17 protein-coding genes are annotated in these 17,665 nt (G+C 66.3%); 12 read left to right on the top strand and 5 right to left on the bottom strand.

Annotated elements, in window-relative coordinates; all coding sequences use genetic code 11:
• Positions 1-17 precede the first annotated feature (17 nt).
• Positions 18-1,565: a trimethylamine methyltransferase family protein gene (locus AAFM92_05265; protein MEL7299776.1), complete on the top strand. Its 1,548-nt coding sequence runs from the start codon at positions 18-20 to the stop codon at positions 1,563-1,565.
• Between the two features lie 3 nt (positions 1,566-1,568).
• Here AAFM92_05265 and AAFM92_05260 read toward each other — a convergent pair whose 3' ends face one another.
• Positions 1,569-1,865, bottom strand: coding sequence for a DUF6477 family protein (locus AAFM92_05260; protein MEL7299775.1), 297 nt, complete (start codon positions 1,863-1,865; stop codon positions 1,569-1,571).
• 250 nt (positions 1,866-2,115) lie between these two features.
• Here AAFM92_05260 and AAFM92_05255 point away from each other — a divergent pair, with 250 nt between their 5' ends.
• The 3 genes from AAFM92_05255 to AAFM92_05245 all read left to right on the top strand — a co-directional run bounded on the left by AAFM92_05255 (position 2,116) and on the right by AAFM92_05245 (position 5,294).
• Positions 2,116-3,249 carry a DUF6456 domain-containing protein gene (locus tag AAFM92_05255; protein ID MEL7299774.1) on the top strand — a complete coding sequence of 378 codons (1,134 nt, stop codon included), beginning with the start codon at positions 2,116-2,118 and terminating at the stop codon, positions 3,247-3,249.
• A 175-nt stretch (positions 3,250-3,424) separates the two neighbouring features.
• Entirely contained in the window at positions 3,425-4,417 is a 993-nt protein-coding gene (gene lipA / locus AAFM92_05250) for a lipoyl synthase (protein ID MEL7299773.1), read from the top strand.
• A 37-nt stretch (positions 4,418-4,454) separates the two neighbouring features.
• Positions 4,455-5,294 (top strand): endonuclease/exonuclease/phosphatase family protein, encoded by an 840-nt coding sequence (locus AAFM92_05245; protein ID MEL7299772.1) that lies wholly within the window; start codon positions 4,455-4,457, stop codon positions 5,292-5,294.
• A 36-nt stretch (positions 5,295-5,330) separates the two neighbouring features.
• Here AAFM92_05245 and AAFM92_05240 read toward each other — a convergent pair whose 3' ends face one another.
• Both AAFM92_05240 and hpt read right to left on the bottom strand, forming a co-directional pair.
• Positions 5,331-5,522 carry a hypothetical protein gene (locus tag AAFM92_05240; GenBank protein MEL7299771.1) on the bottom strand — a complete coding sequence of 64 codons (192 nt, stop codon included), beginning with the start codon at positions 5,520-5,522 and terminating at the stop codon, positions 5,331-5,333.
• On the bottom strand, positions 5,522-6,058 hold the full coding sequence (hpt, locus tag AAFM92_05235) for a hypoxanthine phosphoribosyltransferase (GenBank protein ID MEL7299770.1): 537 nt from the start codon (positions 6,056-6,058) through the stop codon (positions 5,522-5,524). The genes AAFM92_05240 and hpt overlap by 1 nt, the downstream gene beginning before the upstream one ends.
• A gap of 65 nt (positions 6,059-6,123) precedes the next feature.
• Here hpt and AAFM92_05230 point away from each other — a divergent pair, with 65 nt between their 5' ends.
• Positions 6,124-6,567, top strand: a complete 444-nt coding sequence (locus AAFM92_05230; GenBank protein MEL7299769.1) for a type II toxin-antitoxin system RatA family toxin — start codon at positions 6,124-6,126, stop codon at positions 6,565-6,567.
• Here the strand turns inward: AAFM92_05230 and AAFM92_05225 are convergent, their stop codons facing one another.
• Positions 6,568-7,035, bottom strand: a complete 468-nt coding sequence (locus AAFM92_05225; protein MEL7299768.1) for a nicotinamide-nucleotide amidohydrolase family protein — start codon at positions 7,033-7,035, stop codon at positions 6,568-6,570.
• Positions 7,032-7,547: a phosphatidylglycerophosphatase A gene (locus tag AAFM92_05220; GenBank protein MEL7299767.1), complete on the bottom strand. Its 516-nt coding sequence runs from the start codon at positions 7,545-7,547 to the stop codon at positions 7,032-7,034. Before AAFM92_05220 ends, AAFM92_05225 begins: the two co-directional genes overlap by 4 nt.
• A gap of 171 nt (positions 7,548-7,718) precedes the next feature.
• Between AAFM92_05220 and dusB the strand changes: the two genes are divergently transcribed.
• The 7 genes from dusB (at position 7,719) to trkA (ending at position 17,615) form a co-directional block, all read left to right on the top strand.
• The gene (gene dusB / locus AAFM92_05215; GenBank protein ID MEL7299766.1) at positions 7,719-8,696 is read left to right on the top strand and encodes a tRNA dihydrouridine synthase DusB; all 978 of its coding nucleotides are present in this window, start codon (positions 7,719-7,721) and stop codon (positions 8,694-8,696) included.
• Positions 8,693-9,775 (top strand): ATP-binding protein, encoded by a 1,083-nt coding sequence (locus AAFM92_05210; protein ID MEL7299765.1) that lies wholly within the window; start codon positions 8,693-8,695, stop codon positions 9,773-9,775. Before dusB ends, AAFM92_05210 begins: the two co-directional genes overlap by 4 nt.
• 18 nt (positions 9,776-9,793) lie before the next feature.
• Positions 9,794-11,161, top strand: a complete 1,368-nt coding sequence (locus tag AAFM92_05205) for a response regulator (protein MEL7299764.1) — start codon at positions 9,794-9,796, stop codon at positions 11,159-11,161.
• A 161-nt stretch (positions 11,162-11,322) separates the two neighbouring features.
• Positions 11,323-13,551: a PAS domain-containing sensor histidine kinase gene (locus AAFM92_05200; GenBank protein MEL7299763.1), complete on the top strand. Its 2,229-nt coding sequence runs from the start codon at positions 11,323-11,325 to the stop codon at positions 13,549-13,551.
• Between the two features lie 7 nt (positions 13,552-13,558).
• Positions 13,559-14,977: a sigma-54 dependent transcriptional regulator gene (locus AAFM92_05195; protein MEL7299762.1), complete on the top strand. Its 1,419-nt coding sequence runs from the start codon at positions 13,559-13,561 to the stop codon at positions 14,975-14,977.
• Between the two features lie 138 nt (positions 14,978-15,115).
• Positions 15,116-16,132 carry a hypothetical protein gene (locus AAFM92_05190; GenBank protein ID MEL7299761.1) on the top strand — a complete coding sequence of 339 codons (1,017 nt, stop codon included), beginning with the start codon at positions 15,116-15,118 and terminating at the stop codon, positions 16,130-16,132.
• A gap of 106 nt (positions 16,133-16,238) precedes the next feature.
• Complete coding sequence (trkA, locus tag AAFM92_05185; GenBank protein ID MEL7299760.1) at positions 16,239-17,615, top strand: Trk system potassium transporter TrkA; 1,377 nt, start codon at positions 16,239-16,241, stop codon at positions 17,613-17,615.
• Positions 17,616-17,665 lie beyond the last annotated feature (50 nt).

Here is a 17,665-nt window from a genome sequence, read left to right as displayed (position 1 = left end):
AAGGGGAGCCGCCCGCCATGAAAGATGCACCCACCGGAGCCCGCCGCGGTCGCGGAGGAGGGGGGGCCGCCCGGCGTGCTGCGCGCACGGGTGTCAGGCTCGAGGCGGCGCGCTTCATCGAGCGCAATATCCCGGTCATGGATCTCCTGAGTACCGAGGCGCTCGACATCATCGAGGACCGCGCCGAGGAGGTGCTCGAGGAGATCGGGGTGGCCTTCGTCGAGAACCCTGCGGCGCTCGCGCGCTGGAAAGAGGCGGGCGCCGATGTCCAGAGCGAGCGGGTGCGGTTGCCGCGCGGGCTCGCACGCAAGCTCTGCGCCACGGCGCCTGCGCGTTTCACCCAGCACGCGCGCAATCCCGAGCGCGCGGTGGAGATCGGCGGCAAGAGCCTCGTTTGCGCCCCGGTCTATGGGCCGCCCTTCGTGCGCGATGCCGGAGGAGGCCGCCGGTACGCCACCATGGCCGATTTCGAGACCTTCGTGAAACTCGGCTACATGTCGAAATGGGTGCACCATTCCGGCGGCACGGTCTGCGAGCCCACGGACGTGGCGGTCAACAAGCGCCACCTCGACATGCTGCGCGCGCATATGGTGCTCTCTGACAAGCCGTTTATGGGCTCGGTGACGGAGCCCAGCCGCGCGCAGGACAGCGTGGAGATGTGCGAGATCCTCTTCGGCAAGGATTTCGTGGCCCAGAACACGGTGATGACATCGCTCATCAACATCAACTCGCCGCTCACCTTCGACAGCACGATGATGGGCGCGCTCGAGATCTATGCCGCCGCAAACCAGGCCTGCATCGTCTCGCCCTTCATCGTGGGCGGTGCCATGGCGCCCGTCTCCGTGGCGGGCACGCTCGTGCAGGTGCTGGCCGAGGTCATGGCCGGCATCGCCTACAGCCAGCTCATCCGCCCCGGCGCGCCCGTGATCTTCGGCACCTTCGTGACCTCGATCGACATGGGAAGCGGGGCGCCGACCTTCGGCACGCCCGAGGCCTCCCAGATCCTCTACGGCGCGGGCCAGCTCGCCAGGCGCATGGGGCTACCCTTCCGCTCGGGCGGCGGGCTTTGCGGCTCGAAGCTGCCGGATGCGCAGGCCGCCTACGAGACCGCCAACACGCTCAACGCCGCGCTCATGGGCGGGGTGAACTTCATGCTTCATTCCTGTGGCTGGCTGGAGGGCGGGCTGGTCTCGAGCTTCGAGAAATTCGTGATGGATGCTGACCAGCTCGGCACGCTGCACAAGATGGCCGCCGGCGTGGCGCACGACGAAAACGCGCTCGCCATGGACGCGCTGCGCGAGGTGGGCCCCGGCGGGCACTACCTCGACGCCGCCCATACCCACGCGAATTACAAGGAGGCGTTCTGGCGCTCAGATGTCTTCGACTACAAGCCTTTCGAGACCTGGGCCGACGAAGGCGCGCGAGATACCCAGATGCTGGCCACGGCGCGCGTGGAAAAGCTCCTCGCCGCCTACCAGGCCCCGGCGCTCGATCCGGCCATCAACGAGGCGCTCAACGCCTACGTGACGGAGAAGAAGGCCTCCATGCCGGACGCCTTCGTTTGACGATCACACCTTGGCGTCGCGCGCGGCACCAAGAAGCGCGGCCTCACCCATCAGCGCGATGAGCACGTCGATATGGCGGCCGATGGTGTAGCTGCCGTCGCCGCTCTCGCGGGCGTCATTGTATCCCGCCTCGATCTCCATGAGCCGCGTGGCGGCCTCCGTGGGCCCCGGCGCGCGGGGTGTGCCGAGGATCTTCCGGAGATGGCGGCTCCGGTCGTAATCGAGGAGCCCGTGCCGCGCGGCAGAGATCAGAAGCCGGGGACGGGAGAGTGTGGACAGACGTGTGTATACATCTTGCATGGGTGCGGACCTCCTTGCTATGCGAGGACCATCCCACAACCTATGGATGTGTTGCGCGCTCCCCGAAAATAGCGAGCGGTCAAGTCATAAGCGATTACAATTTGTCGCGAATGCTGCGGGTATCAGCGATCATTAACCAATCGGTAACGAATACATCCATAGGTTGATTCCCGTGACGGTCAAGGGCGCGGCTCAAGCAGGTGCCTGTTCATGACCTTGGGGAAAAGTCTGGGAATAGGGGGCGGTGCTCATGCATCTCGCCGGTAAAGATGTGGATGAGGCGGGCCTGCCGCCATGGCTACCGGAGCCAGCGCGGCACTACCTTTTTCACACCGAAGCCGGGCTCTCGATCCGGGCCGTGGCGCGGCGCGCGGGCGTTCACGCCTCCACCGTGCTCCGCCAGGTCCAGCGCTTTGAGCAGCGCCGGGACGATCCGCTGATAGACGAAGGACTGCGCCGCCTGGGGTGGTCCCATTTTCGAAAGTCAGACGGAAAGGATCCGATCAAGATGCCCCAAGCCGCGCTCAGCCTTGTTCCCGACGCAGACACCGCGCCCTCCGAAGCGCTCATCGCCCGCGAAGGCCGCCGCATCCTGCGTCGTCTTTGCGAGACGGGGGCCGTGCTCGCGGTGGCCCGGGAGATGGAGAAGGCCGTCGTCGTCCGCGATACCGCCGATGGGGGGACAACAAAGACCGCCGTCGTCGACCGCCCCGTGGCACAGGCCATGGCGCTGAAGGACTGGATCGCCTGCGCCGCGCCCGAGGCCCGCATCGCGCGCTACCGCATCACGCAGGCCGGCCGCGCGGCGCTCAAGCGGCTTCTGGCTGAGCAGGAGAATCGGAAGGCGGGCTTCGCGGAGGCGCAAAGCCCCTTCGCCGCGCAACATCGCGATTGGGCCGAGCGTGACGTCATGGAGGCGGGCGAGACGCGCCCGCGCCGGCTCCGCTACAACCTCGCCGAAAGCCCGCTTGCCGCGCTGGCCCGCCGCAAGGACCGGGACGGTGCGCCCTTTCTCAGCGACGATCTCGTGGCCGCGGGCGAACGCCTGCGCGAGGATTTCGAGCTGGCGCAGATGGGGCCGCGCGTGGCGCAGAACTGGGACCGCTTCCTCACCGGCGGCCATGACGGCAGCTTCACCTCCACCGACGGCCTCGGCGGCCCCGAGGCGGCGCGCACCCGTGTGCAGGACGCGCTCGCCGATCTCGGGCCCGGGCTCGGCGACGTGGCGCTGCGCTGCTGCTGCTTCCTCGAAGGGCTCGAGACCGCGGAAAAGCGCATGGGATGGTCGGCGCGCTCGGGCAAGATCGTGCTGCGCATCGCGCTGGGGCGTCTGATGGAGCACTACGCGCGCCGCCACGGCAAGTATGGCCCGATGATCGGCTGACGCCGCTGGATTTTTCATGTGGATCGCGGGCGTTGCGGCGCCCGCGTGATGCGGTGTCCGTACGCGCTAAGGCGGTTTCCATGCGTCCGGCGCATTGCCGCATCCCTGCCGGATTCATGGACAATATCAGTGCACTGGCTTACCTCGGGGGAAAGCCAAGCCTGAAAGGACGCCCATGCGCGACCTCGCACCGCCAAAGCTCAAGACCCGCGACATCACGGACCGCGTGCAGCGCCACCCGGAAAAGCAGCGCGGCCCCGACAATCCCCAGCCCAAGAAGCCGGACTGGATCCGCGTGAAGGCGCCGGTGGGCGAGGGCTACAGGCAGACCCGCGAGATCATGCGGGAGAACAAGCTCACCACCGTCTGCGAAGAGGCCGGCTGCCCCAACATGGGCGAGTGTTGGAACCAGGGCCACGCCACCATGATGATCATGGGCGAGGTCTGCACCCGCGCCTGCACCTTCTGCAATATCGCCACGGGAAAGCCGCCGGAGGATCTCGACCCGTTCGAGCCGGGCCGCGTGGCCTTCGCGGTCAAGAAGCTCGGCCTCAACCATGTCGTCGTGACCTCCGTGGACCGTGACGACGTGGAAGACGGCGGCGCCGCGCATTTCGCGCAGACGATCCGCGCCATCCGAAAGCAATCTCCAGACACCACCATCGAGATCCTCACGCCTGATTTTATCCGCTGCGATGACAAGGCCTTGGAGGTCGTCGTTGAAGCGAAGCCCGACGTCTTCAACCACAATCTGGAGACGGTGCCGGGCCTCTACCCGGAAGTGCGCCCGGGCGCGCGTTACTTCCATTCGCTGCGCCTTCTTCAGCGCGTGAAGGAGCTCGAGCCCGCCATCTTCACCAAGTCCGGGATCATGGTGGGCCTCGGCGAGCGCGAGCAGGAGGTGACGCAGGTCATGGAAGACATGCGCGCGGCGGACATCGATTTTCTCACCATCGGCCAGTATCTCCAGCCCACGCCCAAGCACCACGCCGTGGACCGCTTCGTGACGCCCGAGGAGTTCGCCAGCTACGAGAAGAGGGCCTGGAACAAGGGCTTTCTCATGGTCTCATCGACGCCGCTCACGCGCTCGAGCTACCACGCGGGCGATGACTTCGCGAAGCTCCGGGCCGCGCGCGAGGCAAAATTGGTGAAATCCGCCTCCAAGTAAGGCATGATCAATCCATTGCATCATCAATGGGTTAGACATGGACATTACATTTCTCACTTGGAACGTTGAGCACTTCAACGGCAAGAAAGGCGCTGAGAAGGCTGGCCGCGTGGCGCGCGTCATCGCGGAAATCGAGGCGCATGCGCCTGATGTGTTCGGCATTCTCGAGGTGGAGGCGGCCACCGCCTTCGGCGCGCTGGCGGAGGCGCTGACGGACTACAATTTCCACCTGTCCGAGGGCACCCAGACGCAGGAGATCCTCATCGGTTGGCGGAAGTCGCTGCGCGCCTTCGTGACCCAGAAGGGCGAATTCAAGGAGAACAACATCTATCTCCGCCCGGCCTCGCTCCTGACGATCTACAGTGACGGAGGCCGCCCGATCCCCGTCCTCTTCGGGCATTTCAAATCTTCGCCCACGCCAGAGGGCTTCGGTCTTCGCGCGGCGATGGTGGAGAAGGTGGGCGCGCTCAAGAAGGCCATGGACAAGGCGGCGCCGAGTTACGGCCTCGTGACCGCGCCCATGGTTTTCCTCGGCGATATCAATACGATGGGGCTCACGCTGACGGACTCGCCCGATGATATCTCTGAGGCTGACGAGATCGCGCGCATGGCCCGCCGCCTCGCACGGCGCAATCTGCGCCCGCTGGTGAAATCGCACCCGGCCACCTTCTTTGACGGCAGCACGGGGACCTACGGCGAGAGCGACCTCGATCATATCTTCGCGGATGGCTCGGTGGAGGTTGTGCCCACCGATGGCCACGAGGCGCTCGTGGCGGGCTGGGCGCTGGAGCCCGAGGGGCCCTCCCGCGATGGCTGGATCGCGTCGATGTCGGACCATGCGCCGGTGGTGGCGACCCTGCGGTTTCCGACGGTCTAGCGCGGGCGGGCCCGCGCCACGGGCAGGGGCGCAAGCCTATTTTGCGACTTCGATCGCCGGGCCTCGGCGCAGGTTTAGGTTCCGGTCTTCGAACTCGAGCCCGAGCAACTGCTCAAGCCCTATGATGACAGCCGCCGCGCCCGCCACGCCCAGCACGAGCAGCACCTTCCAGAACGGCGGCGGGTGCCGCACGATCCGGGCCATCCGCACGAGCCAGAGCGGGCCCATCAGGTGAACCTGACCTTGCCGATGTGATCGAGGTTGCGGTTGCGCTGCGCGTAATCGATCCCGTAGCCCACGACGAATTCATCGGGGATCTCGAAGCCGGTGTAATCGGCCTTGAAATCCACCTTTCGCCGGGAGGGCTTGTCGAGAAGCGCGATCGTCCGCATGCGCTTCGGGTGCCGCGCTTTCAGGTGCCCCACGATGGCCTGCATCGTGTAGCCGGTATCGACGATGTCTTCGACGACGAGCACGTCACGCGCTTCAATGGCGCCGCGCAAGTCCTTGAGAATGCGCACTTCGCCAGAGCTTTCCACGGCATTGCCATAGCTCGTCACCTCGATGAAATCGACCTCGATGGGCAGCTCGAGCTCGCGCACGAGATCGGCGATGAAGATGAAGGAGCCCCGGAGGATGCCCACCACGACGAGCTTGTCGGTGTTGGTGAAGTCCCGCTCGATGGCCCGCGCCATCTCCTCGATCTTGGCGGCGATGCTCTTGGCGGAGATCATCTTGTCGATGACATAAGGTCGCTCTGTCATGTGCCTTCCCTTGACTGACCCGCATTCCTAAACACATCGCACGCCACACAGCGAGCAGGAACGCGATGCCCACCCATTCCGAAACGAAGCGGCTGCCCTACAGCGCGGAGCAGATGTTTGCGCTCGTGGCCGACGTGGGAAACTACCCGAAATTCATCCCGTGGTGCGCCGCTGCGCGGATCCGCTCGAAGGAGCCCTACCAGGACGGGGAGCTCATGAAGGCGGATCTCGTCATCTCCTTTCGCGTCTTCCGCGAGCGCTTCGGCAGCCGCGTGGAACTCTACGAGGAGCAGGGCCGCATCGTCACCGAGTATATCGACGGGCCGTTCCGGCACATGCACTCGACCTGGGATTTCGCCGAGGCCGAGGGCGGCTCTGATGTGACATTCCACGTGGATTTCGAATTCAAGAACGCGGTGCTGCAGGGCCTCATCGGGATGGTCTTCAACGACGCGATGCAGCGCATCGTGCGCGCCTTCGAGCGCCGCGCGAAGGAGCTCTACGGCTAGCTAGCGCTCGAGCGCCTCCATGAGCAGTGTGAGCGCGTGGTCCCGCGCCGCTGCGCGGACCTTGCCGCGCCCCAGCGCGCCGAACTCCACCGTCTCCGCCGTCGTGCCCTCCGCCGTCGCCATGCCGAAGCAGACCCGCCCCTCTGGCTTATGCTCGGACCCGCCGGGCCCCGCGATGCCGCTGATCGCCACGGCGAGATCGGCCCCGGCGGCCTCAAGCGCGCCGCGCGCCATCTCCCGCACGACCTCCTCCGAGACCGCGCCGTGGGCTGCGAGCGTGGCCTCGGTGACGCCCAGCATCTCGTGCTTGGCCGCGTTCGAATAGGTCACGAAGCCGCGCTCGAACACGTCCGAGGAGCCCGCCACATCGGTGAGGGCCGCAGCCACCATCCCGCCGGTGCAGCTTTCCGCGGCGGTGACCGTCCAGCCCCGCGCGCGCAGCGCATCGAGGAGCGCTGCGACGCTCATGCCGGCGTCACCGCGGCAGTGAATAAGAACGCGAGCACGACCGCCGGGAGGTAGACGACCCACGCGAAGACCCCCGCCACCGCATCATCGGCCATGAGGCCCAGCGCATCGTGGCGCGCATCCATCCGGCCCACGAGCCACGGCTTCCAGATGTCGAAGAGCCGGAACGCGAGGAAGGCCGCCGCGACCCAGCCCAGGGCCTCTCCGCTCAGCGTACGCTCCGGCGCAACGAAGAAGGCCCAGGGCAGAAGCGCGATCCATTGGCCCGCCACCTCGTCGATCACGATCTCCGAAGGGTCTTCCCGGCCCGGCCCGGTCTCCCGGCGCGCGGCCCAGAGCCCCGCTGCAAAAGCGCACGCGGCCATCACAAGGAGAAGGGGCCAGCCCCCGACAAGGTGGATAAACGGCGCGAGCACGGCAGCGGCAAGCGAACCCCAGGTGCCCGGCGCGGGCCGCAGGTAGCCCACGTATCCGAAGGTCGCGATCGCGCGCGCGAGGGAAGTCGTCGCCATGGAGCCAGTTACGAGGTTGCATGGGGATGGGGCAAGTGCCTGTCTTTTTCCGGTCATTCTGCACAATAATTAATCACATGATGCATCTCGCGCCGACAGCGACTATGCAGCGGTGGAGGCCGCAGTCGCCCGCCGCTAGATGTCCCAAGACGCCCAAGGAATGAGCATTTGTTGAAGTTTCCGGCAGATGGCGCAAGCGCGCCTCCCGTGGTCCTGGCCCCGCTCGCGGGCATCACGGACTTGCCGTTTCGGTCGCTCGTGGCGGGCTTCGGCGCCGATCTCGTCGTCAGCGAGATGGTGGCCAGCCAGGAAATGGTGGAGGCCAAGCCCTCTGTCCGCGACCGCGCTGAGCTCGGCGCGGCCGTGGCGCGCACGGCGGTGCAGATCGCGGGCCGCGAGGCACGCTGGATGGCCGAGGCCGCGAAACTTCTCGCGGGGCAGGGGGCCCGCGTCATCGACATCAACATGGGATGCCCGGCCAAGAAGGTGACAAGCGGCTATTCAGGCTCTGCGCTCCTCAAGGATCTCGACCACGCGCTCTCCCTCATCGAGGCGGTGGTGGCTGCCGTGGAGGTGCCGGTGACGCTGAAGACGCGCCTCGGCTGGGACGACGATCTGCTCAACGCGCCCGCGCTGGCCCGCCGCGCCGAGGCCGCCGGCATCCACTGGATCACGATCCATGGCCGCACCCGCGGCCAGTTCTACAAGGGCCGCGCCAACTGGCATGCCATCCGCCGGGTCACCGAGGCGGTGGAGATCCCCGTCATCGCCAACGGCGACATCTGCACGGTGGAGGATGCCCGCGCGGCCCTCGCCGCGAGCGGGGCGCACGGCGTCATGGTCGGTCGCGGAGCGCAAGGCGCGCCCTGGCGGCTCGCCCAGATCCGCGACGCGCTCGCGGGTCGGACCCCGCGACCCAGCCCCGGCGCCGCGGAACGCCTTCGCATCGTTGAAGAGCATTACGACGCCATGATCGCGTTCTACGGCCCCGCGCTTGGCACCCGCGTGGCCCGCAAGCATCTGGGCTGGTACATGGACGGCGCGGAGACGCCCGCGGACCTGCGCAAGCGGGTCCTCACCGCCGGCACCCCCGCGGAGGTCATCGCACTGCTGCCCGACGCGCTCGCGCCCTCGAGGCTCGCGGCATGACGCAGGAGACGAGCTTTGACGATCTCTGGTCCTCGCTGCCGGTGCCCGCGCTGACGCTTTGCGACGACGACACGATCTCGAAGATCAATCCCGCCGCCGAGGCTTTTCTTAACCAGTCGAAGAAGGCGCTCTCCGGGCAGCCCGTCTGGGACAAGGTCATGGTGGACGCGCCTCTCGACGCCGCACTCGCCCGTGCCCGGCTCAATGGCGTGCCGCTTTTCGTCAATGACGTCGATGTGGGCTCCGGGCAGCGCCCGCCGCTCCAGTGCAACATCCAGATTGCTCCGCTGCAGGGCGCGACGGGCCAGATGCTCGTGCTCATCGAACCGCGGGAGATGGCCGGTCGCGTGGGCCGCAACTACAACTCGAAGACCGCCGCCAAGAGCGCCATCGGCATGGCCGAGATGCTGGCCCATGAGATCAAGAACCCGCTCGCCGGCATCACTGGCGCCGCGCAACTCCTCTCGATGAACCTGAAGCCCGAAGACCTGGAGATGACCGATCTCATCGTCGCCGAGACCCGGCGCATCGTGAAGCTCCTCGAACAGGTGGAGGAATTCGGCAACGTTTCCCCGCCGCAGCTCAAGCCCGTGAATATCCACGACGTTCTCGACCGGGCGCGTAAGTCGGCGCTCCTGGGTTTTGCCGCCCACATGACGATCAAGGAGCGCTACGACCCGTCGCTTCCGCCCACGATCGCCGACGCGGACCAGCTCCTCCAAGTGCTTTTGAACCTCATCAAGAACGCCGCGCAGGCCACGAAAGGCGCGGAAGGGACGATCACGCTTCATACCTACTACGAGCGCAGCTTGCGCCTGCGCCGCCGGGACGGCACCGGCCGCACCGTGCCGCTCCAGATCGCGATCATCGATGACGGGCCGGGCCTGCCCGAAGATATCGCCACCGACATCTTCGAGCCCTTCGTCTCCGGCCGCGAGAACGGCACCGGGCTCGGCCTCGCGCTCGTTTCCAAGATCATCGCCGACCACGATGGCTGGATCACCGTCGACAGCGTCCCCGGGCGCACCGTTTTCCGTATTTCCCTCCCCGTGGCGCCTGACGATGGCGCCGAGGTCTAGTCTTTAGAGGAGCATTCCATGGATGGCACCGTTCTCATTGCCGATGACGACCGCACGATCCGCACGGTTCTGACCCAGGCGCTCACGCGCGCGGGCTGCAAGGTGCACGCGACCTCCTCGCTCATGACGCTCCTGAGGTGGGTGGAGGAAGGGAAGGGCGACCTCGTGATCTCGGACGTGATGATGCCCGACGGCAATGGCCTCGACGCGCTCCCGAAGATCGGCGAGACGCGGCCGGGCCTGCCGGTCATCGTGATCTCGGCGCAGAACACCATCGTCACCGCGATCCAGGCCACCGAGAAGGACGCCTACGACTACCTCCCGAAGCCCTTCGATCTGCCTGACCTGATGAAGCGGGCCTCCCGCGCGCTCGAAGTGAAGCGCCGCGCCGCCGCACCCGCGCCGGGGGAGGAGCGCGGGACCTCCGACGACCTGCCCCTCGTGGGGCGCACGCCCTCCATGCAGGCGCTCTATCGCCTTGTAGCGCGGGTGATGAATGCCGAGCTTCCCGTGCTCATCTCCGGCGAAAGCGGCACTGGTAAGAGCCTCATCGCCAAGGCGATCCACGATTTCTCCGACCGGCGGAACTCCCCCTTCGTGACGGTGTCGGTGGAGGATCTCGAGGGGCTCGATGGCCCGTCCACGCTCCTTGCAAAGGCGCGCGGCGGCTCGCTGCTCTTCGACGAGGTGGGCGACATGCCCGACGAGGCGCAGGCGCGCATCGTGCGCATGCTCGACCAGCTCACCGAGAACAGCCCCCGCATCATGGCCACGAGCCAGGTGGATCTCATGGGAAAGATGGAGGCGGGTGCCTTCCGGCAGGATCTCTTCTACCGGCTTTCGGGCGTGACCATGACGGTGCCGGCGCTTCGCGAGCGCGTGGACGACATTCCGCTCCTCGCCGATCACTTCCTCGCCCGCGCGGTGCGCGAGGGCGCCTCGCTGCGGAAGCTCAATGCGGCCGCCACCGAACTCGTGCGCACCTATTCCTGGCCGGGCAACGTGCGCCAGCTCGAAAACGCGATCCGCCGGCTCGTGGTGACCGCTGCCGAGGAGGAGATCACGCGGGCAGAGGTGGAGGCTGTGCTGGGCAACCAGCCCGCCGTCGATCCCGTGGCCGGGGCCGTCGATGCCGAGAAGCTCTCGGCCTCCGTCGCCAAGCACCTGCGGCGCTACTTCGATCTCCATGGCGGGGTCCTGCCGCCGCCCGGCCTCTACCAGCGGATTCTGCGCGAAATCGAGCTTCCGCTCATCGAGATTGCCCTCGATGCCACGGGAGGAAACCAGGCCAAGTGCGCAGACTTGCTGGGAATTAACCGAAATACGCTTCGAAAGAAGATCACGGACCTCGATATTCGCGTGACTCGGCGGCGCAAACTGATGTAAACATGCCACATAGCGTGACAAAGCAGCCGCAGAGTTGCTCCAAGATCACGCGCGGTAGAGGCGACCCGGCAGCGGGGCGCTGCATCAGGTGAGGCGTTTTGGCGGTATCGCGGACGACATTCGCATTGGCGCGTTTTTCTCGCTGGAGACGGCGTGGGGACGTGACGGCCGCAGCCACGGGCATCCTCGTGGCGCTCGGCCCCGTGCTCGCGATCCTGACCTACCTGGCCCTCGGCCCCATCGACGAGGGCGGCACGGGCAACTCGCTCCGCATCATCCTGCTCGCCGATTTCGTCTACGTCATGACCGTGGCCGCGCTCGTGCTGTCGCGCGTGGCGCGCATGGTGGCCGCACGGCGCGCGCGTTCGGCGGGCTCCCGGCTCCATCTCCGTCTCACGGGCGTCTTCGCTTTCCTCGCGCTTGTGCCCACGGTGCTCGTCGCCGTCTTCGCCGTACTCACCGTCAATATCGGTCTAGAGGGCTGGTTCTCGGAGCGCGTCCGGTCTGTGATCGGCGCGTCGGTTTCGGCAGCCGAAGCCTATGGCCGCGCCGAGGAGCGCGGGCTGGCGAGCGACACCGTCATCATCGCCCGCGTGCTCAACGGCGAGCGTACCGCGCAGCCCTTCCTCGCCGACAGTGATTTCGACGGGCAGGTGCGCCAGATCCTCGCGCGCGTCCAGCCGCGCGTGCAGCGGGGCCTCAAGGAGGCCTTCGTCATCGACAGCCGCGCCGTGATCCGGGCGCGCGGGGCCTCCTCCTACGAGTTCGATTACGACCCCCCCACGCCCGCACAGTTTGATGCGCTCGACACCGTGAATGTCCTGGTGATCGAGGATTGGGAGCAGAATGAATTCCGCGCGCTTACGCGGCTCGAGGGCTTCACCGACCGCTATCTCTACCTGAGCCGCACGGTGGACGGTGAGATCCTCACGCTCCTCGACGAGACGCAAGAGACCGCGCAGCTCTACCAGCAGCTCGAGAGCGAGCGCGGGCGCGTGCTCTTCGATTTCGGCCTGCTCTATATCGGCTTCGCGGTGGTGCTGATCCTCGCGGCCACCTGGGCCGGGCTCTGGTTCGCGGAGCGTTTGTCGCGGCCCGTGGGGCGGCTTGCAGGCGCGGCGCAGCGCGTGGGCACGGGCGATCTCGATGTCCGCGTGCCCGAGGAGCAGGGCGATGACGAGATCGCCATGCTGGGCCGATACTTCAACCAGATGACCGCCCAGCTCAAAGGGCAGCGCCAAGCGCTCCTCGACAATACCGAGCAGATCGAGCGCCGCCGCAGGCTCTTTGACTCGGTGCTGAGTTCGGTGACCTCGGGCGTCGTCGGCGTGGACAGCACAGGCCGCATCACCTTCGTGAACCGCTCGGCGGAGCGCCTGCTCGGCCTCGCCACGGAGGCCGAGAACCGGCCGCTGGCCGTGGCGATCCCGGAGTTCGGCCAACTCTTTGAGGAGGTACAGACCGCCCGCAACGGCAGTGCCCAGGGCGAGGTGCGGCTCACGCGGGGCGGGAGCGACGAGATCCTTCTCGTCCGCATGGCCACGCGGCTCGGCGAGGGTGATGGGTCAGAGGGCTACGTCATCGCCTTCGAGGATGTCACGAGCCTCGTCAGCGCGCAGCGCATGGCCGCATGGGGCGACGTGGCGCGCCGCATCGCCCACGAGATCAAGAACCCGCTCACGCCGATCCAGCTTTCCGCGGAGCGCATCAAGCGCAAGTTCGGCCCCAAGGTGGGCGAAGACAGCGACCAGCTCGACCAAATGACCGATGTCATCGTCCGCCAGACCAACGACCTGCGCCGCATCGTTGACGAGTTCTCCAAGTTCGCCCGGATGCCCGAGCCCGAGCGCACGCCGGGGGACATGGGCGAGATCGTCCGCGCGGCGGTGCTGCTTCAGGAAAACGGCAATCCCGGCATCACTTACGAGACCGCCCTCGAGAAAGGCCCCATGCCCGTGCTCGTAGACGACACTATGATCTCCCAGGCCCTCACCAACCTCCTGAAGAATGCCGCCGAGGCCATCGAGACCCGCGCCGCCGCGGGCCAGGACTTTGCGCCGTGCATCCGCGTAACGCTTAAGGCCGACGCCGAGGAGATCCACCTGAGCATCGAGGACAATGGTACAGGTCTCCCCGAGGACCGCATGCGCCTCTTCGAGCCCTACGTGACCTCCCGCGCCGAAGGTACCGGCCTCGGCCTGCCAATCGTGCTCAAGATCATCGAGGAGCATGACGGCACGCTCACGCTCTCGGATGCCGATCCCTTCGACCCCAACGAGGCCGGTCCCGCGGACCAGTCCCTCCACAGGGGCGCGCGTGCCGATCTGCGCCTGCCCCGGTCCACCACCCCATCGCCCCCGGTCAAGACCACTGAAAAAGAAGCAGTTTGAGGTAACCATGACCCAGTCCAAAGCCGACATTCTCATCGTTGACGACGAAAAGGACATCCGCGAGCTCATCGCCGACATCCTCGAAGACGAAGGCTTCTCCACCCGCCTCGCCGGCAATTCCGACGAGGCCATGGGCCAGATCAACACCGAGGCGCCCGCGCTTCTCATCCTCGATATCTGGCTCAAGGACAGCCGCATGGACGGGATCGACATCCTCAAATCCGTCAAGCGGGACAATCCGGACGTGCCGGTCGTCATCATCTCGGGCCACGGGAACATCGAGATCGCCGTCGCGGCGATCAAGCAGGGCGCCTACGACTTCATCGAAAAGCCCTTCAACATCGACCAGCTCCTCGTCGTCATCCGCCGCGCCATGGAGACGTCGCGGCTCCGCCGGGAGAACAACCAGCTCAAGCGCCGTGACGGGACAAGCGCCACCATGGTGGGCGAGGGGGCCTCGTTCCGCGCGCTGCGCACGCAGCTCGACAAGGTCACGAAGTCCAATGGCCGCGTCATGCTCACCGGTCCCGCCGGGGCCGGCAAGGAGGTCGCCGCCCGCTACATCCATGCCCATTCAACGCGGTCGGGCGCGCCCTTCGTTTCGGTGAATTCCGCCGCCATCGAGCCCGAGCGGATGGAGGAGGTGCTCTTTGGCCGTGAAAGCGCCGAGCGCGGCGTGGAGCCGGGGCTTCTCGAGCAGGCCCATGGCGGGGTCATCTTCTTCGACGAGGTGGCCGACATGCCCCTCGGCACCCAGTCCAAGATCCTGCGCGTCCTCGTGGATCAGAGCTTCCAGCGCGTGGGCGGCACCTCCAAGGTCCGGGTCGATATCCGCGTCATTTCCAGCACCAACAGGAACCTGCGCGCCGAGATCAACGCCGGCACCTTCCGGCAGGAGCTCTATCACCGGCTCAACGTGGTGCCGATCGACGTGCCCTCGCTCGAGGACCGCCGGGAAGACATCCCGCTCCTCGCGCGGCATTTCATCGAGGAGTTCAACCGCTCGCAGGGCCTGCCCAACCGCGCGCTGACCGAGGAGGCAGACGCGCTGCTCCAGACCATGGTCTGGCCGGGCAATGTGCGCCAGTTGAAGAACATGATGGAGCGGGTGCTGATCCTCGGGACGGGGAACGACCCGATCACCCCCTCTGATCTGCCGCAGGCCGAAGCCGCCCCCACCGATGACCGGGTCGTGCTCTCGGGGTCGCTGGCCACGCTCAGCCTGCGCGAGGCCCGCGAGCTCTTCGAGCGGGAGTACCTGCTCACGCAGATCAACCGCTTCGGCGGCAACATCTCCCGCACCGCGGCCTTCGTGGGCATGGAGCGCTCGGCGCTCCACCGCAAGCTCAAGAGCCTTGGCGTCGTCACCACCAACAAATCCGGCGCGCGCGTGGCCCAGTTCGAGGATGCGAATTCCGAGGGGTGATGCTTGCGTTGGCGTCTGGGCCCTGATCCCCGCGCCACGCTCCGGTCGCGCGTTGTGCAGGACATCCGCGGCGCTTGACCGGTCTCAAGACGCGTGCGACCACGAGGAAAACAAGACAGGCAGGATCACGACAGCGACATGCGGACTGTCCTTCACATCGGTCTTCCAAAGACCGGCTCCACGTCCATCCAGGAAAACTTCACGCTGCACCATGACACCCTCAGAGGGCACGGGATCCTGTTCCCGCTCGTCGAGGGGCGCTTTTTGCATCCGTTTCACGTGCGGCGCGTGTTGCTCGCCGGGGATATCGAGAGCCTGAGGCAACCAGCGCATCGCGAGGTCAAGGCCGTCGAGACCCTGCGGGAGATCGAGCGCGCCGTGGCGCTGAAGCCGGATGTGCTGTTCCTGTCGAGCGAGGACATCGCGGCGAAGTTTGAGGCCTTCGACGTCCTGAAGCGCAACATGGACGGGTTTTCCGATGACACGCGGGTCCTCGCGTATTTCCGCGATCCCGTGAGTTACTACCGCTCCATGGTTCAGCATCACGTGAAATCCCAGAGCGATTTCCCGCCCCTCGCCGCATGGGACAGCACGTTTCTCAAGATCTGCGAGAGAGGCAAGGCGGTCTTCGGGGACGCATTCAGGCCGGTGGCCACCAACAAGGGCGCGCTACGACGGGGATCGATCGTCGATGATGCCTTGGGCCATTGCCTCGATGATCCGTCCGAGAGCCTCTCCATCGACACCACGCGCAACAACAGCTCCAGCTCCAGTGCCGTGAGTGTCGTGCTTCAGGATTTCATGCTCCAGCACCAGAAAGGCGTTAAGCAATACGGGCGGCGGAACACGCAGCTCAGGAAGACGCTGGAGACACATGCGCGCAAGAGCGGCCTTTCCAGCCGGGCGACCCTCAAGGACGGCGCGGAGGAGGCGATCCTCGCCCATTCGCGAGACGAGCTCCTCGCGCTGCGTGACGCGCACGGCCTCGTCTTCGATGCGGTGGACTACGATGCGCTGGCCACCTGCAAGGCCTTTGGGGCCTTTCAGGGCTGCACGCGCATTTCCGATGTCTTCGAGGTGGATGACGCGGCCGTGGCGGAGCTGAAGGCCGTGGCGAACGAGTTTCTCAAGTCCTATGACCTTACCGTCCAGTGATGGCGTCCGCACGCCGCGCATCGGCCAGCCCCATTGACCCGACACCACAACCCTGCCAACCCTCACATCTCGATAGCCCCGTCGGGGCGCCGCTGAAGAGAACCCGATGAAGGTCATCATCTGTGGGGCCGGGCAGGTGGGATGGCAGATCGCCAAGCACCTGGCCGGTGAAAAGAACGACGTCACCGTGGTCGACATGAATGCCGATCTCGTGCGCCGTGCCACCGACGCGCTCGATGTCCAAGGCATCACCGGGCACGCCTCCTACCCCGATATCCTCAAGCGCGCCGGGGCCGATGACGCCGACATGGTCATCGCCGCCACCCATTCCGACGAGGTCAACATGGTCACCTGCCAGGTGGCCCATTCCATCTTCGAGATCCCGAGGAAGATCGCGCGGCTCAGGGCGCAGTCCTATCTCGACGCCATCTACGCCGATATCTACCGCCGCGATCACCTGCCCATTGACGTGGTGATCTCGCCCGAAAAGGAAGTGGCCGAGGCCGCGCTGCGCCGGATCAACGCGCCCGCAGCCTTCGACACCGAGCTCTTCTTTGGCGGCAAGGCGCAGCTTCTGGGCATCAATATCGAGGATGCCTGCCCGGTCATGAACACGCCGCTCCGCCAGCTGACGGAGCTTTTTTCCACCCTGCGCGCGCGCATCGTGGGCATCCGCCGCGCGGGCAAGCTTTTCGCCCCCGACGCCGATGACCAGATCATCGAGGGCGACAGCTGCTATTTCATGGCGCACATGGAAGACGTGCCGCGCACGCTGGAGGTCTTCGGCAAGATGACCAAGAAGCAGGAGCGCATCGTCATCCTCGGCGGTGGCAATGTGGGCCTGCGCGTGGCCCGCACGCTCGAGAGCCGGACAGAGCGCGTGCGCGCCCGCGTCATCGAGAAGAACCGAGCCTGTGCGGAGCGCGCCGCCGACGTGCTGGAAAAGACCATCGTGCTCCATGGTGACGGCCTCGACAGCGCGCTTATGACGGAGGCCGGCGTCCAGAATGCCGACGCGCTTCTCGCTGTCACCGACGACGACAAGACCAACATCCTCGCCGCCGTCCGCGCCAAGCAGGCCGGCGCGCAGAACGCGATCACGCTGATCAATGATCCCACGCTTGTCCCGCTCCTCGATGCGCTCAACATCGATGCCTACATCAACCCGCGCTCAACGACGGTGAGCTCGATCCTGCGCCATATCCGTCACGGGCGGGTCAAAAGCGTCTATTCCATCGGCGATGCCGAGGCCGAGCTCATCGAGGCGCAGGTCCTGTCCACGAGCCCCATCGCGGGCGAGAAGGTGGGCGATATCGACTTCCCGAAGGGCGTGCTCGTGGGCGCGATCCAATCGGGCAAGGAGGTGGTGGCGCCGGTGGCCGATACCGTTATCAAGGAAGGCGACGTGGTGGCGATCTTTGCCCTCACGCAGGACGTGCCGGAGGTGGAGCGGCTGTTGCAGGTCTCCATCGACTTCTTCTAGAGCGCCGCGCGGTGTGGGCTTCCCTCAGTGATCCCGTGGCACCTGACGTC

It is taken from the genome of Pseudomonadota bacterium, assembly GCA_038533575.1.
GTDB lineage: Bacteria > Pseudomonadota > Alphaproteobacteria > Rhodobacterales > Rhodobacteraceae > Shimia_B.
Note: the sequence above shows the minus strand (reverse complement) of the source record. Positions and strands in the feature narration are given on the sequence as shown.

Bases quoted from the DNA above. Each gene is read 5' to 3' on its own strand.
- AAFM92_05265 (MEL7299776.1), top strand. From the start codon at position 18: ATGAAAGATGCACCCACCGGAGCCCGCCGCGGTCGCGGAGGAGGGGGG.
- AAFM92_05260 (MEL7299775.1), bottom strand. From the start codon at position 1,865: ATGCAAGATGTATACACACGTCTGTCCACACTCTCCCGTCCCCGGCTT.
- AAFM92_05255 (MEL7299774.1), top strand. From the start codon at position 2,116: ATGCATCTCGCCGGTAAAGATGTGGATGAGGCGGGCCTGCCGCCATGG.
- lipA (MEL7299773.1), top strand. From the start codon at position 3,425: ATGCGCGACCTCGCACCGCCAAAGCTCAAGACCCGCGACATCACGGAC.
- AAFM92_05245 (MEL7299772.1), top strand. From the start codon at position 4,455: ATGGACATTACATTTCTCACTTGGAACGTTGAGCACTTCAACGGCAAG.
- AAFM92_05240 (MEL7299771.1), bottom strand. From the start codon at position 5,522: ATGGGCCCGCTCTGGCTCGTGCGGATGGCCCGGATCGTGCGGCACCCG.
- hpt (MEL7299770.1), bottom strand. From the start codon at position 6,058: ATGACAGAGCGACCTTATGTCATCGACAAGATGATCTCCGCCAAGAGC.
- AAFM92_05230 (MEL7299769.1), top strand. From the start codon at position 6,124: ATGCCCACCCATTCCGAAACGAAGCGGCTGCCCTACAGCGCGGAGCAG.
- AAFM92_05225 (MEL7299768.1), bottom strand. From the start codon at position 7,035: ATGAGCGTCGCAGCGCTCCTCGATGCGCTGCGCGCGCGGGGCTGGACG.
- AAFM92_05220 (MEL7299767.1), bottom strand. From the start codon at position 7,547: ATGGCGACGACTTCCCTCGCGCGCGCGATCGCGACCTTCGGATACGTG.
- AAFM92_05210 (MEL7299765.1), top strand. From the start codon at position 8,693: ATGACGCAGGAGACGAGCTTTGACGATCTCTGGTCCTCGCTGCCGGTG.
- AAFM92_05205 (MEL7299764.1), top strand. From the start codon at position 9,794: ATGGATGGCACCGTTCTCATTGCCGATGACGACCGCACGATCCGCACG.
- AAFM92_05195 (MEL7299762.1), top strand. From the start codon at position 13,559: ATGACCCAGTCCAAAGCCGACATTCTCATCGTTGACGACGAAAAGGAC.
- AAFM92_05190 (MEL7299761.1), top strand. From the start codon at position 15,116: ATGCGGACTGTCCTTCACATCGGTCTTCCAAAGACCGGCTCCACGTCC.
- trkA (MEL7299760.1), top strand. From the start codon at position 16,239: ATGAAGGTCATCATCTGTGGGGCCGGGCAGGTGGGATGGCAGATCGCC.